Annotated in this window: 15 protein-coding genes; 9 read left to right on the top strand and 6 right to left on the bottom strand. The window is 37.4% G+C overall.

The window, feature by feature from the left end:
* Window positions 1–24: 24 nt before the first annotated feature.
* A complete protein-coding gene (locus VB715_RS14050) occupies window positions 25–585 on the bottom strand; it encodes a shikimate kinase (RefSeq protein WP_323301846.1) in 561 nt (186 codons plus the stop codon).
* 254 nt (window positions 586–839) lie between these two features.
* On the opposite strand from VB715_RS14050, the gene VB715_RS14045 reads away from it, so the two are divergent.
* Window positions 840–1,031, top strand: coding sequence for a hypothetical protein (locus tag VB715_RS14045; protein WP_323301845.1), 192 nt, complete (start codon window positions 840–842; stop codon window positions 1,029–1,031).
* On the opposite strand, the gene VB715_RS14040 is transcribed toward VB715_RS14045, so the two are convergent.
* The 3 genes from VB715_RS14040 to VB715_RS14030 form a co-directional block, all read right to left on the bottom strand.
* Complete coding sequence (locus tag VB715_RS14040) at window positions 1,028–1,783, bottom strand: LapA family protein (protein WP_323301844.1); 756 nt, start codon at window positions 1,781–1,783, stop codon at window positions 1,028–1,030. The two genes, VB715_RS14045 and VB715_RS14040, sit on opposite strands and share 4 nt — an antisense overlap.
* A gap of 80 nt (window positions 1,784–1,863) precedes the next feature.
* Window positions 1,864–2,472 carry a flavin prenyltransferase UbiX gene (locus VB715_RS14035; protein WP_323301843.1) on the bottom strand — a complete coding sequence of 203 codons (609 nt, stop codon included), beginning with the start codon at window positions 2,470–2,472 and terminating at the stop codon, window positions 1,864–1,866.
* Window positions 2,473–2,477: 5 nt separating this feature from the next.
* On the bottom strand, window positions 2,478–3,230 hold the full coding sequence (locus tag VB715_RS14030; protein ID WP_323301842.1) for a HEAT repeat domain-containing protein: 753 nt from the start codon (window positions 3,228–3,230) through the stop codon (window positions 2,478–2,480).
* Between the two features lie 168 nt (window positions 3,231–3,398).
* On the opposite strand from VB715_RS14030, the gene VB715_RS14025 reads away from it, so the two are divergent.
* The 5 genes from VB715_RS14025 to murD all read left to right on the top strand — a co-directional run bounded on the left by VB715_RS14025 (window position 3,399) and on the right by murD (window position 11,529).
* Window positions 3,399–4,544 (top strand): VWA domain-containing protein, encoded by a 1,146-nt coding sequence (locus VB715_RS14025; protein WP_323301841.1) that lies wholly within the window; start codon window positions 3,399–3,401, stop codon window positions 4,542–4,544.
* Between the two features lie 15 nt (window positions 4,545–4,559).
* Window positions 4,560–7,769 carry a tubulin-like doman-containing protein gene (locus tag VB715_RS14020; protein ID WP_323301840.1) on the top strand — a complete coding sequence of 1,070 codons (3,210 nt, stop codon included), beginning with the start codon at window positions 4,560–4,562 and terminating at the stop codon, window positions 7,767–7,769.
* 21 nt (window positions 7,770–7,790) lie between these two features.
* Window positions 7,791–9,413 (top strand): methyl-accepting chemotaxis protein, encoded by a 1,623-nt coding sequence (locus tag VB715_RS14015; protein WP_323301839.1) that lies wholly within the window; start codon window positions 7,791–7,793, stop codon window positions 9,411–9,413.
* 10 nt (window positions 9,414–9,423) lie between these two features.
* Window positions 9,424–10,065, top strand: a complete 642-nt coding sequence (locus VB715_RS14010; RefSeq protein WP_323301838.1) for a hypothetical protein — start codon at window positions 9,424–9,426, stop codon at window positions 10,063–10,065.
* Window positions 10,066–10,158: 93 nt separating this feature from the next.
* Window positions 10,159–11,529, top strand: a complete 1,371-nt coding sequence (gene murD, locus VB715_RS14005; RefSeq protein WP_323301837.1) for a UDP-N-acetylmuramoyl-L-alanine--D-glutamate ligase — start codon at window positions 10,159–10,161, stop codon at window positions 11,527–11,529.
* A gap of 60 nt (window positions 11,530–11,589) precedes the next feature.
* On the opposite strand, the gene VB715_RS14000 is transcribed toward murD, so the two are convergent.
* Window positions 11,590–13,122 carry a SagB/ThcOx family dehydrogenase gene (locus VB715_RS14000; protein ID WP_323301836.1) on the bottom strand — a complete coding sequence of 511 codons (1,533 nt, stop codon included), beginning with the start codon at window positions 13,120–13,122 and terminating at the stop codon, window positions 11,590–11,592.
* Window positions 13,123–13,290: 168 nt separating this feature from the next.
* Between VB715_RS14000 and pyrH the strand changes: the two genes are divergently transcribed.
* The 3 genes from pyrH to VB715_RS13985 all read left to right on the top strand — a co-directional run bounded on the left by pyrH (window position 13,291) and on the right by VB715_RS13985 (window position 15,413).
* Complete coding sequence (gene pyrH / locus VB715_RS13995) at window positions 13,291–14,013, top strand: UMP kinase (protein ID WP_323301835.1); 723 nt, start codon at window positions 13,291–13,293, stop codon at window positions 14,011–14,013.
* Window positions 14,003–14,548, top strand: a complete 546-nt coding sequence (gene frr, locus VB715_RS13990; RefSeq protein ID WP_416336934.1) for a ribosome recycling factor — start codon at window positions 14,003–14,005, stop codon at window positions 14,546–14,548. Before pyrH ends, frr begins: the two co-directional genes overlap by 11 nt.
* 274 nt (window positions 14,549–14,822) lie before the next feature.
* Window positions 14,823–15,413, top strand: coding sequence for a DUF4214 domain-containing protein (locus VB715_RS13985; RefSeq protein WP_323301834.1), 591 nt, complete (start codon window positions 14,823–14,825; stop codon window positions 15,411–15,413).
* Between the two features lie 93 nt (window positions 15,414–15,506).
* On the opposite strand, the gene VB715_RS13980 is transcribed toward VB715_RS13985, so the two are convergent.
* Complete coding sequence (locus tag VB715_RS13980) at window positions 15,507–15,980, bottom strand: DUF29 domain-containing protein (RefSeq protein WP_323301833.1); 474 nt, start codon at window positions 15,978–15,980, stop codon at window positions 15,507–15,509.
* Between the last annotated feature and the right edge of the window lie 123 nt (window positions 15,981–16,103).

Genomic DNA, 16,103 nt, shown 5'->3' with positions numbered 1-16,103 from the left:
ATTTACGGAAACTTGTTAATCCAGTTAATTATTATTTTGAAAAATTTCTAACTTCGGTTTAATTACTGTGGGAATCATAGCTAAAATTTGGGTAACAATATCATCAGGGGTTTGTTGATCATTAATCCTAATATGTAAATCGCTTTGAGCATAAAGAGAACGTCTTTGCTCTAATAAAAATTCTAATTTTAAGTTTAGATCCGTTGCTTTTAATAGGGGACGGGTGGTATCTTCAGCAAGACGTTTAATTAATAAATCAACAGGAGAATCCAACCAAATAATTAAACCATGATGTAAATAACTCCAGTTTTTCTGTTGTAGAATAATGCCCCCTCCCGTCGCAATAATACTTTTAGTATAAGCCGCTAACTCTGCCAGCACTTGACTTTCAATGTCCCGAAAGGCTTCTTCTCCCTCGGTGGCAAAAATATCATTAATGGTTTGTTGTGTCACCCGTTCAATTAAAACATCTGTATCAAAAAAACGATAACTCAGTCGTTTTGCTAAAACTTGGCCAACGGTAGTTTTTCCCGTTCCCATCATCCCGATCAAGAAAATATTAACGCCTTGGAGTAACTGCTGCATGGTTATGGTTTCACCTGAAAAATAAACCCCTGTCCTTTACCCTACCCTAAAATCAGGACTGGCTCCAGAGAAAAGTAGATGATTTGCCAAAAGTTGGGTATCCTAGAAACAAGACAACTTTATCAAATCTTTATGAAAAATTCACAAATCCTTGAAAAGCCTTGTTGTATTTAATCTCTAGCCTAGTCAATCTTGACTAATTAGTCAAACTTTCTTTAGTAACTCCCTCACAGACAAGCATAGGAGTCCGTATCATGAGTAATATATGTGATCTCGTTAAGCAAGTATTAGAAACAGGTTATCTCACGGTAGAAGCAGAAGACAGATTGAGACGGTTGTTAAAAAGACATTATAGTGAAGAAGAATTTGATGCCTTTATCCAACTTCAGCGGGCCGCGATGCTTGGCCAAGTTAAGCAACAGTCCCGTGAAGTATCCCTTTGCTAGACCCAACTTTCTTCATCTTCATTCTCATCAAAGTCAGAATTAAGGGAATTAGGTGGGGTTTGATAGGGAGGGGTAATCACTCGATAGTTTGCGTCATAGACTTCGTTTATGGGTTCAGATTTTGGCGGAGGAGTTGGTGGAGTTTCAGGGGGACTAGGGGGGCTTTCTGGTTCTGGAGAAGCAATTGGATCTTGGCGATCGCGTAATTCTCGGTAAGTATAAGAATAAATCGTGCCTTCACGGGAGACGGTTTTCGGGGTTTGAGGCATTTCAAATTCTGAGGACTGATCTTCAATAATCGGGGTTTTTGAGGGTTGGAAGGGTTGAGTCCTTTCTTTGGGGGGTTCTTCAATATTCCACTCCTCATCTTCGTCGAGTTGGGTGTTAGCTTCCCATTCAGGGTTTGGGGGCATTTCCCAATCAGAGCGTTTGGGTTCAGGTCGTTGATAGGGAGTTTCTGGGGGTTCTGGGGGACGGGGACGGTTCGGGGACTTAACGGATTTTGGGGTAGGATTTTGACGGGACGGTCGCCGTAGGCTCGCTTCCGGCGACCGCGTTAATAGTTGTATTAGTAAACTGGTCATAATGCCAGCTACTGCAAAGATGACCACCCATAGACCAAGAGGCAAACTTAGGGAGAATAAAGCGGTTTTCGCCTCAGTTCCTAAGAAATAAAGCACCACAGGCTGTTGATTTTGAATAATAAAAATGCCTGTCCCAACCAACAGTAATAGTAAGATAATTAACCGCATCTAATCTCCCCCTCTTCTCATACTTAATTCGGTTTTCAAAACCCCTTTATAAGTTTGGGTTCTTTTCCCCCCCACACTTCCTAATGTCCCTGCCAACGGGTCAAGGGAACACAATCAATATTTAATTGATCTAGGGTACGAGCGACCACAAAATCCACTAAATCCTCGATGGTTTGAGGGTTATGATACCAAGCAGGGATAGCTGGAACAATTCTCACCCCGGCCTCTGCTAAGGTGGTTAAATTCCGTAAATGAATCAAACTGAAAGGGGTTTCACGGGGGACCACCACCAAGGGACGACCTTCTTTAAGTTGTACATCCGCAGCCCTTTCTAGTAAATCGGAACTTAACCCTGTGGCCAATTTAGCCACCGTACTCATACTACAGGGCATAATCACCATACCCAAGGTCCGAAAGGAACCACTGGCAATGGTTGCCCCCACATCACCCCAACGATGACAGAGGAGTTTCCCTTTGCTAGAAACCCCGGCCTGTTCTCGCCAAAATTCTGCTTGTTGGTCTGGTTCGGCGGGCATTTTAATATTTTGTTCGGCCTGCCACACCATGTAAGTCGCTTTAGAAGCGACCACATTTACCTCATAATCAGCTTCTAAGAGAAATTTTAAGGCACGAACCCCATAAATTAACCCTGATGCCCCACTAATGCCTAAAATTAACGGTTTTGTCATTGACCCTAAATCAGTCCTTCTAGTTCGAGATCTTCGATCATTTGCAGTCCTCTGGGATCTCCTAGCCGCAATAAAGCACTTTTGGCATCTTCTTTTACGCCGTAGTCTTCATCTTCCACTAAGGCTTCCAGTAAAGCATCAATGGCGGTAGCATAGACCACATTAGAAGGGAGTTCCCGACAGAGTTGACCAATGGCCCAGGCACAGTTTCCTCGCACGGCGGCCACGGCATCTCGTCGTAACCCTTCAATGAGAGGAGCCATGGCGGAGATCACGTCTTCATATTCTAGTTTAGCGATTTGCGCGAGACTACTGGCGGCCCAGAGACGCACGGCGGAAATATCGGTTCTGAGGGCGTGGATCAAAGGTTTGACGGCTCGGCGATCGCTACTATTTCCTAGGGCCCAGACGATGCCTTTTCTGACATAACCATTCCAGTCTGTAGCTAAGAGTTCGATGAGGGCGGCCACTGCTTCAGAACTGGTGTTTCTCCCCAAAGCGTAGGCTGCACTGACCCGCACTAGGGGACAGATATCATTTAATAGTTCGATGAGGTGGGGGATCGATCGGGGGTCTTGTAACTCACAAAATGCCCTTGCTGCCAGCATTCGTTGGGATGGATCAGTCTCCCTAAGTTTTGGCAACATTTCCTCTGGATCAGGGGGGGGTACGTTAGCATCTACTGATTCTAAGCGATCCAAGGGGTCATCAAATTGATCCGCACTCTCGATTACACTCAGGTCGTCGTTACTGTGCATAGTTGTTAGAATAGCCTATTCTACACTATTTAACCAGGTTTCTTGTCTCTTGTCTTATGCTTCTTGGTTTTGGACGACGGTGGAAATTTTTCTGGGTACTTAAGTTTTTTCCCTGAAGTTGGGAATCATAAGTAGGAAGCACACTATCGCTGACTACTATTCTCAAGTATGAATACTGATGCTTGTTTAACGCTCACTCCTGGGGAACCTTTAACTTACTGGCAACGTGCTGGACTTGCATTGATCTCACACCTACATGGGGGTCGAGATGTTATCTTAGCGATTGATTTGACGGGAAGTGTGGATTTTAATGAGGAAGGCCAAACCCGTTTACATCAAATAATACAAGATAGTTTGCGTTCAGGAGATTCGGTTTATGTTGTGCCTTTTGCTGCCGAAATTAATCCCCTAACACCTAACCAAAATTCTTGGGGTGAGGGAATTAAATTTCAGGGGAAACAAGAAGACATTGAAGCTGTTTTTCAAAAGATTCCTTTAGAATCTAATGCCAATCTTCGTAACACAGATATTCAGAAAGCAGAGTTATTTGTTTATCGAAAATTAGCACAATTAAATCAATGTCGTCTCTTGGAAAATCAACCTGTTAAGTTTCAATCGGTTGTTTGGATTACCGAAGCTCCTTTGTTAACAGAATCAGGTATTTCTTCAGATACTTGGATAGAAACTCCTGCTGATAGTCCTTTTCGTCAAAAACAATCACCAGAAAGTCAAGAAAGACAAGGATGGATTCAAGCTTTACCGTTAAACCAGCGATCGCAAACTATTACAACTAATAATATCAAAAATTATCAGTTAACCATTGTTGATGTTCCCCCAACCATTCAAGAATTTTGTACCCCTGCTCCTGGAGGAAAAGAAACTTGTTTAGTTAATGCTTATCTGTTGCAAGAACTCTGGCTTCCTGTTCTGGTTTTTGGGATATTTATTTTAGGAAGTATTTGGGGAATCAAGTATTTTTTGAGTTTACAGAAACCCTGGAATCTAGAGGTAATTTTTCCTTCAGATGAAGATAGAGAAAAACAAAAATGTGTCTTAAAAAATCAGCAAAGAATTCCGATTGGAGATGAGGATTTAAGTTCTATTTATTGTCCAGGGGGAGAAATTAGAGGTTATTTAGAACGCCGAGGTAATTATTTATATTTAAACCCAACCAAACAAGCTCCTATTTATTATAGAGGAAAGGAGACTTTGCAAAAAATTAAACTAGAGCAGCAGACAATTAAAATTAATTGTCCTGAGCAATCAAAAGGCGATCAAGACTTTGACATTGTTATTTCAATTATTAACAAATAAGGAAGGTGTCTTACCATGATTCAAGAACAACAAACTCGCGCCATTAAACGGACAATTTGTATTGGTTTAGGGGGAACAGGACGAGATGTTTTAATGCGAATTCGTCGCTTTATTATTGATAAATACGGTAAATTAAATCAACTACCTGTGATTAGTTTTGTGCAAATTGATACTGACAAAGATTCATTTAATAGTTCTGGTTTACCGACTGGAAATACATATCATGGGGAAGAAATTCTGTTTCGTGATGCTGAAAAAGTGATTACTAGCATGACATCCCAAGATGTTGATAATCTATTACATGAATTAGAACATCCTACCCTGTTTGAAGGAGCTTATTCTCATATTGAAAGCTGGTTTCATCCTCAGTTAAAAGGTCATGTAAAAGCCATAGAAGATGGAGCGCATGGCATTAGACCAGTGGGAAGACTAGCCTTTTTTCATAACTATCGCACGATTAAAACTGCTATTGAAAATGCAGAAAATCGTACCAGAGGACATGAAGAATTCTTACTCAAAAAAAGGCTAAATGTTCAGCAAGGATTAGATATTTTTATTGTTGGTTCTCTTTGTGGAGGAACAGGAAGCGGACTGTTTTTAGATGTTGCTTATACAGTGAGAAATCTTTATAAAAAAAATAGTCAGATTTTTGGTTATTTGATGATCAGTTCTGCTTTGTTTGGTGATACACCTATCATGAATGCTAATACTTATGCTGCCCTTAAAGAACTAAATTATTATACCAGCGAAAATACAAAATTTGAAGCTTGTTATGATAAACAATATCAGAGCAAGATTAGTGAAAGTCGTCCCCCCTTTGATTACACTTATTTACTTTCTAATCAAACATCAGGAGATTATAAAATTAATGAAAAAGGTAAGTTATGTAATGTCATAGCTTACAAGATATTTCTGGAGTTTTCTAGTGATTTAGCATCTAAACTTCAAGGACAAAGAAATAATTTTAAAGACCCTATGTTGAGAACGGATGATCATCCATTTAAGATGTGTCAGCAGTATCTTACATTTGGATTATCTGCCATTTATTTTACCCGCGATCGCTTAGTCCAAATTGCCTTAAATCGTCTCACCTTAAAATTAGTTAACTTTTGGTTGGAGGGGATAGGCCAAAGTCCCGAAGCTAATACCTTAATTGAGGGATTTTTACTAAAATGGACATCGAATATTAATGCAGATGATTGTATTATAAATAAGCTAAAAGAAGCAACTCAAGACAATAATAAAAGCTTTGAAAAAAGCTTAAAAAAATGGCAAACTTCTCTAGAAAATCTTGAATTCAAAAAAACAGAAGATATTGACATCGTTAAGCAAGATTTACCCAGAGGATTTCGCTCAGAGTTTCGGAAAGTTCAAGATGGAAAGACTGAAAGTAGTCGAGGAATTTGGTTGACTAATTTAAAAAATAATCAGTCCATTATTACTGATAATTTAACTCAAGATATTGATAGCTTTTTAGCTGATTTATTGAATCCCAATAATGAGAATTTTTCCATTAATAATAGTTTGGCTTTTCTAGAAGCATTAAAAACCAAACTTGCTCAATATCAAAGAAGTTTTGAAACTAAAAAGCAGGAACTTAAAGGAATGTATAGTGATGAAAAAATTGAGCAAATTTGGGCAGAGGCAAAACAAGAAATAGAAGATATTGAACAAAAGTCTAAATTGCCGTTTCTTAATAGTCGAAAGTTTGCCCAAATCAAAGAAGTTATTCTTACGACAATTCGGCATATTTCCCGCATTATTAAACATAATTTTGAAGTTGCAGCTAATGATGAATCAATTAAAATTATCGAGACTTTACAAACTCATGTATCAACTCGTTTAAATCAAGTTTACAGCTTCAGTGATTTATTACAAAAAACCAACTATTATTATCAAAAAAAAGAAGAAGAATTGCGACAATTAAACCTAGATGAGATGAGTGGTGAAGCTATTTTTCCTGAAGCAGATATTGATAGTTGTATTCCCAATAATGGTTCTCAATCACAGCTAGTTTCAGTTACCTATAATATCGCTAAAGAATTAAGCTTTGGGGACTCTTTATTAAGTTTATTAACCACTAATCTTGTAGATCAATCTCAATTACAAACTAAAACTGATTTGGTCATTGAACGATTATTTAGTTCCCTTGGTTTTAGTCAAGTTCAATCAGTGATTAAACGATTTTTAGAAAATTATTCAATTTCAGATCGTCCCAGAAGACTAGAACAAATTTTACAGTCAGCTAAACCTTTATTATCTCTCAATTTAAGTGATCCTCGCTTTTATAATGGGAAAGAAAAAAATAGTCAATTAATTGGATTTAAACAAACAGATGATATTGAAGTAAAACAGTTTAAAGATATGCTAATTAATCAACTCGGTATTCCTGAAACGTCCTTCAAACCCATTCAAGCAGAAGATGAGATATTATTCATAACAGAATATGCTGCTTTTCCTCTGAGAATTGTTAATGATATAACTAGAATGAAAGATCACTATCAGCAACAAGTATCACAAGGCATTTTGCATAATAACCATCAAATTATGTTTACGGATATTATTCCTCATGATGCTAAGATAATAAAAGAAATAGAGTATATTTTTTATCCTTGTATTGCCCTTAATTTACTAGAATATAATCAGGAAACTCAACGCTATGAATTTCCATATTATGACGAATTACATCGAACTCATTATACAGCATCTTTAAGCTATTCTTGGCGAGAAGCATTAGAACAATTAGCCTCTCGTCAAGATATGACAGAGATGATTAAAACATTACTAGATCAAGCAGTTTCTCAAATAAAAGCTAATCCCAATTTGATGAAAGAACAATATTATTCTAAGATTCAAAAATTTGTAATGAATGTAGAAAGTTTATCAGAACATGATCCCAATTTCTTTTATAAGTCACAAGTTATTGGACAAAGAGCAACCACAGAAACCCCAGCAAAAGAAGGAATTATTACTAGGTTTATTGCTCAAATTGAAAATCAAATAAAGCAGCAACAATCCCAAATATCAAATAATAATTTATTATCTTATTCTGATTCTAAACAATCAGGAAATCAGACATCTTTACCTTTAGCAACTATTCAAAATCACCAAAATACACAATCTGATGGAATGAAAGCATTAGAGAAATTAATTTCAATGAAAGAAAATGGTTTCTTAACTGATGAACAATTTGAAGCTGCCAAAACCAAGCTTTTAGGACTCTAAAAAATATTCGAGGATTTTATCATGTTTGACTGGATTAAACTCTTTCCCCCTTATCTAATTTTTCTGACGCTTATATTGGTCATTATTCCGACAATATTGGCTATTTTTTTACGAGTTTTTCTTTATCGATACTTGATCGATGCTGCGAATAAAGTAAGAAGACTGGTGACATTTAATAGTAGTCGTGGGGTTCAACCTAAAATTGTTACTATCTTAGAAGATAGATTTAAACAAGCGAGTTTAGTCTTAGAAAAAGTCAATACTGAAGCATTAGTTGATGGGGTATATAGTCAGGAAAAGTTTAATTTTTTTGGCAATTCACTATCCTGTGAAAAATGGGACTATTTTTGTCGTCTTTTGCCTAATTTATTGTTGGCATTTGGATTATTAGGGACATTTTTAGGGATTACCATTAATTTATATAATTTAAGTGAAACCATTAGTCAAGTAGGGGGAGAAGCTGACAATTTTATTGATAAATTTCAAGTACCTCTCCAAAGTATGGGAATTGCTTTTATTACTAGCTTAATTGCCTTAGTATGCAGTTCTTTATTAACATTAGTTAATCTTCGTTGTAATACCACTTCAGCGAAATATGCTCTCATTAGTTCTCTAGAGGATTATCTTGATAATATTCTACAACCAACGATTGAAGGAAAAACGAGACTTGATCAAGCAATTAATCGCATGGTCGATCAACAGAATGAATTCTTAACGAGATTTCATGAGAATGTAACTCAAGCAGTTAGATCATCTTTAGGAAGTGTTGCACAACAAATTGCTGAAGGAAACAAGGAAGCAACTAATTTAGCAAAACAAGTTTATGAACGTTTTACGGAAACTGCTGGTACATTAAATAGGGGTTCAGAAACTTTTTATCAGTCAGCTTTATTATTGGAAAAACAGGTTAATTCTCTTAAAGAAATTGTTCAACATGAGAATTTTGTGAAATATGCTAAAACTTTAGAAAATAGTGCGATGTGTTTTTTAGAAGCATCAGAAATGATTAATAATAGTCAATTATCTTATAAATTAGTATCTGCAACTGAAAATTTAGACAAAACTCAACAGCAGTTTTCTAATACAATATCAACGGTTACTGAATTAATTAAAACTGTAGAAATAACCATTGTTAATCTTAATGATTCTGTCCATGAAATCTTAAACTTTGGAGGTAAAATAGATGGCGTAAATCAACAATCAAGAGAACTCATTTCTTTGAATAAAGAATATTTAGAAACTGGATCTCTTAGTCTCCAAACATTAGGTGATCGTATTATTAAAAGTCTTGATAGTCAGACCAATAATAATAATCAAAGTAATCAGGTTTTGTTAGAAAAAATTGAACTAACAAGAGATTATCTATACACAATTAAAAGCAACTTTGTTCAACTGATTAATCAACCAACCATTAATCAAGAACATTTAATCACATTAGGAGACAGACTAAGTAAAAATATGATACAAGAAAACGGAAGAACTAATTATCACGTTCAGATTATCACGGAAAAGGTTGAAAAATCTGCTCTGTCTCTAAAAGAAATTGAATCAGTTTTAAATAAACTCACTGTGACACTAAATTCAAAAAGTAATCAATCTTTTTTGGATAACTTAAGCAATTTTAACCAAAAGAATAATTTATAAAAGTGCAATTATGCCTAAAAAACACCGAAATATAAATGAATTTGAAGAACTCAATGTATTTGCTTCGTTCACAGATTTAATGTCCAATGCGTTTATGATTCTTAGCTTTTTATTGTTGTTAGCTCTTTTTCATGTTCTTAACTTAAATAAAAATCTACAAGACTTAAATAAACGCCTAGAATCAGCTTCTCCAATTATTATTGATGAAAATTCAGGGAAATTTCAATTTCCATCAGGTAGTGCAGAATTGACTCCTCAATTAAAACAATATATTGTGATGCAAGTAATACCAGTAATTGATAAAATTATTAGGGAACGAGAGATTGATTTTATTCAGGTAATTGGTCATACAGATGGACAAGCAAATAATCAATTTAGTAACTTAGATAGTCAGTTAGAAAACGTTGCAAATGGCAATCAATTCGTGAAAATATTAACCCCAGGCTCTAATAGTGATTTAGGATTAATGAGAGCCTTATCAGTAGTTCAAGAATTAGAAAAAAACACCAATTTTAAAAAGGTTCAATTTCGGGCGTACTCAGCAGCACAATTGTATTTACCATCAGGTCAATTATCTTCTCCTAATCGTAACTCAGATCAAAGAAGAAGACGGATAGAAATTCGTTTTATTCCTCCTGGACAAAAACAATAAAAATATATTGTCTCTAAAATTGTTTTGCCCATTTATTCCCTTTTCTGCTACGATATAGGTTGCTTTAAAACAGGAAAGGATGCCACGAAAACGATGGCCATAGCTTATATTATCGGATTGGGAAGATCGGGAATTGCTGCTGCGAAATGCCTCAAACGAGACGGGTGGGAAGTGATCTTAAGCGATCGCTCAGACTCTCCTAATTTACACCCAATACAGCAACAGTTACAAACCGAAGGCATAACGGTTAAATTAGGCCATACCCCCACCTTAAAACCCTCTAATTTACCTAATTTAATTGTCGTTAGTCCTGGGGTTCCTTGGGATGTTCCCCTATTAATAGAAGCGCGTAAGCTAGGCATTGATACTATTGGAGAGTTAGAATTGGCCTGGCGGTATCTCAAGTCATCTCCTTGGGTGGGAATTACGGGAACTAATGGCAAAACTACCACTACTGCTTTGGTCGCGGCTATTTTTCAGGGGGCCAAATTAAACGCGCCATCCTGTGGCAACATTGGTTATGCAGCTTGTGAATTAGCTTTAGCTCAATCCCAAAAAAATGACAACCAAGCCTATGATTCTATTATAGCAGAAATTAGTAGTTATCAATGCGAATCATCCCAAGAATTAAGTCCTAAAATTGGTATTTGGACGACTTTTACCCCTGATCATTTAAGTCGTCATAAAACCTTAGATAATTATTACGCTATTAAAGCATCTTTGTTACAACGGTGTGAATATCAAATTTTTAATGGGGATGATCCTTATTTACATCAAATGGGGTTACATCAATGGGCTGATGCTTATTGGACTACTATAAAAGGCAAAGAAAACTTGCTCTGTGATCCCTCTAAAGGGGTTTACATTCAAGATAATTGGGTGGTAGCTTTTGGGGAATTAATTTTACCCCTAAATTTGTTTAAAATGGCCGGTTTTCATAATCAACAAAACCTTTTAATGGCAGTAGCAGCAGCAAGATTAGCAGGAATTGAAAAAGGGGCGATCGCTAAAGCTATAGCGACGTTTACAGGGGTTCCTCATCGCTTGGAATATATTACAACTATTAACGGAATTGAGTTTATTAATGATAGTAAAGCGACTAATTATGATGCCGCAGAAGTGGGATTAATGTCTGTTAAATCACCGGCCATTTTAATTGCTGGAGGGGAAGCAAAAGAGGGTGATGATACGAAATGGATCACCCAAATCAAAGAAAAAGTTGCTACAGTTTTGTTGATTGGTGATGCTGCTGTAAGCTTTGCTAAACGGTTAGAAGAATCTGGTTATAATCGTTATGAAATTGTGGAAACGATGGATAAGGCAGTTAAAAGAGGTTTAGAATTAGGGAAACAAAATCAAGCAAAAGTTGTTTTATTATCTCCTGCTTGTGCCAGTTTTGATCAATATCAAAGTTTTGAAGATCGGGGGGAACATTTTCGGGAATTATGTCAACAAATTAAGTAAACATTGTGGGGTGTAAAATTGCGCCATCCCCCCTTGAATTGATTCAAGTTTGTGGATAGATTATTGGTATCTGGGTCGTCCTAGGGTAGTGAGATAAAGAACCGCTTCAGCGTCAGGAATGCCTAGGACTTCGTTAACTTGATCGTCAAAAAAGCCCCCAATACCACTGACCCCCAAATTAAGTTGAATAGCGGCTAAATTAAGCCGTTGTCCCAGGTGTCCCGCATCCAAATGTAAATAACGGTAAACGCGATCGCCATATTTTTCCACAGCTTTTTGTAAATCAGCCGTATGGAAGATGATCGCCCCTGCATCCCTTCCTAATTCTTGGCCAAGACAAAGATAGTGTAATTCCTGTCGGAAATTTTTAAAGCGAATTTGTCGTAATTCTTGCGCTTTCGGGGCGTAATAATAACACCCTGTATCTATTCCTTGTACCCCAGAAACAGCGATAAAAGTTTCAATTAAACTCAAGTCAAAATAATCAGGAATTGGGTCAAATCCTTGGCTAAGATAATCTTGAGATTGATAGGTAAAGTGTAAGAGAGATTTCAACTCATCTAAGGTCAAATTTGCTCCGGTATAAGCGCGGGTTGAACGTCGTCTGAGAATGGTTTTTTCGAGATCATAAAACTCTTTTCCCCAATCAATAGGGAAGGTTTTTGTCGAAACTTTGAGACAAAAAGGAAAATTATATTTATCTTCTAAAGATTGGGTGTCTGATGAATTCGTAAAAGGTTGAGGAGATTCTGCGGTTTGAATGGCCGTCGCCTGATGAAAATAGGGTAATAATTCCCCATCATCAATCAAAGGATAATCCCTTTGAATGGGAGAAGGTAAAGCATTTGGTTGATAAGTGACTAATTTATCCTGAGTTTGTTTTAACAGATCCGTCAGAGGAATAACCGTAATTACCCCTTCTTTTTCCGGTTCAAGATAGAGAAGTTTATTGAGCAGATGATCTTGAAATCCGCCAATTAAATGAGGCCGATAATGATTAATACTACAAGCTAATTCAATATTCCCTAATAAATGACCGGTATCTAAGAAAATACGTCGATAGGCTCGATCCTCATAACGCCAAGCAGAACGATAAAAAATCGCCGTAGTAATGATTGCTAATTCTGTATTTTCTAAAGCAGAATGAAACCAACAAGCTTGTTGTAATTTTGACCAAACCTCATCGTCCCAAAAATGAACTAAAGAATGAGTTTGAGCTTGATAATTGTATAATCCAGGAGGGAGTAAAGCGGTTCCTTTGGAGATTAAATAAACTTCAGCCGGATAGAGTCCCCCGGCTGAGGGAGCAGCCCTTAAATAAACAGGATTTCCCATGGTGGGAATTTTCGCCGTTAAGCCATAACTACAACCTAATAATCGAGACAGTCGCTGCCATTCTTGTGCTTGGGGAGCGGTGGGTGAAGTTTCCGAGAGATAAGGGGTAAGATCATAAGACTGGCCGATTTTATATTCTTTGAAGGGAACAGGCTGTTTTGACCAATCTAACCCTTGATTTTTAGCGGCAATGGTTTGGGGATGGTACTTGGTTCGTTCATGGTAATGGGTGGCGATCGAAGTTGATAAATTCGGCATAAATCTCACTTAAATCCTTGGGCTTCATTTCTAATTTTAACCTCCACCCCTAAAAGAAATTCTGTTAATTGAAGACTTAATGAGATAATGAGTTTGACAAAAAGGACAAGATATCTGATGCTTATTACCCAGATATCATAGGCTCAATTACACAATTGCGGCAGAGGGATGACTTACCAGCGCGTATTACTTAAACTCAGCGGTGAAGCCTTAATGGGAAACCTAGGCTATGGCATTGACCCCAAAGTCGTGGCCGACATTGCTCAAGAAATTTCTGATGTCATCAATCATGGCATTCAATTAGCGATCGTTGTCGGTGGGGGCAACATTTTTCGGGGAGTCAAAGCAGCGTCGGCGGGCATGGATCGGGCAACGGCTGATTATGTTGGCATGATCGCTACGGTGATGAATGCCATGACGTTGCAAGATGCCCTCGAACAAATGGAAATTCCCACTAGGGTACTGACGGCGATCGCCATGCAGGAAGTGGCGGAACCCTATATCCGTCGTCGTGCGATCCGTCATCTGGAAAAGGGACGGGTCGTTATTTTTGGGGCCGGTTCAGGAAATCCCTTTTTTACGACTGATACCACCGCGGCCCTCAGAGCAGCAGAAATTGAGGCAGAAGTGGTGTTTAAAGCCACTAAAGTGGATGGGGTTTATGATTCTGACCCCCATCTCAACCCTAATGCCCGTCGCTATCAGAGTTTAACCTATAGTCATGTACTCGCCCATGATTTACGGGTGATGGATAGCACGGCGATCGCTCTTTGCAAAGAAAATAATATACCAATAGTTGTCTTCGATCTCTCTGTTCCAGGGAATATTGTTCGGGCAATTCAAGGTGAAACTGTTGGAACCATTGTGGGAGGTTTCTGTGATGTTAGATGATCTCAAAGAAAGTATGCAAAAGTCCGTTGAGGCCACTCAGCGGTCTTTTAATACCCTACGAACAGGACGGGCCAATGCGGCGATCCTGGATCGGGTAATGGTGGACTATTATGGGACGGAGACACCCTTATTTCAGTTGGCTAATATTAGTACCCCGGACGCGACGACGATCACGATTCAACCCTACGATAAGGGCAGTATGGGGCAAATTGAACGGGCGATCAGTCTGTCGGATGTGGGACTAACCCCCAATAATGATGGCCAAATTATTCGTCTGAATATTCCTCAATTAACGGAGGAACGGCGGAAAGATTTGGTTAAATTAGCGGGAAAAATGGCCGAGGAGGGGAAAGTCGCCATTAGGAATATTCGTCGAGATGCGATCGATGATGTGCGTAAACAAGAGAAAAATAGTGACATCTCTGAGGATGAATCTCGCGGTTTACAAGATGATATCCAAAAGGTAACTGATCAGTTTACTGAAAAAATTGATGGGTTATTAGCTAAGAAAGAAAAGGATATTATGACGGTTTAAATCATTCAATTTATTACTGAAATTATTTTAAGTCCGCTTATAGCGGGCTTTTTTTATTATAAAATGTTATAATAAGAGTATAAATATGAATACTTATCCACTTGTAAAAACCCACTGAAAAATGAGAGCAGGAAGTGTGGGGATTCTGAGAAGTGCTAGAGGCTGAACTGTTCGTCATCTGAATTGCTAGGTTCGACCGCAGGGGAGCGGTGTGGGATGTGATGACTTGTTTGTATTTTATAAAAAACGAATAAAAACTCTCGGAGAGTTAATCATGAAATCTTTAATTATATCTACCGCTAGTATCTTATTAATTAGTTTAATAAGTGCTGTTCCGGCATTGGCTCAATCAGAAAGAATTACCTGTTTCCGTGATCAGAGTGTGATTAATTGCCCTGGCTATGGCAGTTTTAATTATCGCTTTAACAACAATAATGGGAATGTCAATCGAACTCGTAACGATTCTGAGCTTAATAAAGAAATAGATAATATCTATCTTCAGGTTTTGGGGTACAATGCCGACTACAATGGTCTAAGAAACTATAGCCAAGCCATTAATAATAAAGGCTGGTCTTTAGCTCAGGTAAGGACTGATCTTGCCCGTAGTCCAGCATTTGATCAAGCGATGAACGCAATATATCAAGAGTTTTTGGGACGGAACGCCGATAGCTCTGGATTGCAGAGCTACCGAACTTTAATTATTAATGGCAGAAACATTGATGATGTCAAAACTGAAATTGCCAACAGCCCTGAAGCTCGGAACGTAAATAACTATAATCGTAATTTCTATCGACGCGGTAATAATAATTCTTTTGGAGGAGACATAAATGATATCTTTTGTCAGACAACAGGTATTTGTTTTTAACAAAAAAGCGATTTAGTTATCAAAGAGAGGGCGCAAGGAAGCCGCACTATCTGGCTTGCGCTCCTAAAGATAATATCTGCGCGTAAGTTTTGATTAACTATTTTTGTCAAGTTTTCTTTTCTTAAGTCCGTAGTCAATATCTAATAATTGTTCTAAACTATAGGGACAAGTTTCAGGAAAATTTACTTTAAAACTGGTTTTTCGTTGCACAAAAAGTAAAGCATCTTGATAAATTGAGAGTAATTCTTCTGTTAGATAATTGCGAAGATTTGTGGTTAGTTTTCTTCGTAATTGAGTCCGAAAACTGATGATTTCTGATTCCCAATGGCCAAGGTTTTGTTCTCTTTCTATTGTCCAATATTCAAGTAATAATAAATGACGAATCACCTGTTCTAATAAACTAACAACGGCATTTCTTTTTTCACTCCCCAAGTCTTCTAACTCCTCGATTAAATTATCTAGATCTAAGGCTTCAAATTGACGCTCTTTTAATAATTTAATTGTGTCTTCTAACCATTGTACATCATCGATTTCATATAAGGTTTTTAAGTTAGTAATAATAGACATAATATTAGGAGTAAATTAAAGTATCAGAAATTAAGTAAATTGGCAATTGGTAGGGGCAGGTTTGGGTTTAGATAACATCCGATTATATAACTATTAAAATTATATCAAAACCTGCCCTACCTG

The sequence above is a fragment of the Crocosphaera sp. UHCC 0190 genome, from assembly GCF_034932065.1.
GTDB lineage: Bacteria > Cyanobacteriota > Cyanobacteriia > Cyanobacteriales > Microcystaceae > UHCC-0190.
Note: the sequence above shows the minus strand (reverse complement) of the source record. Positions and strands in the feature narration are given on the sequence as shown.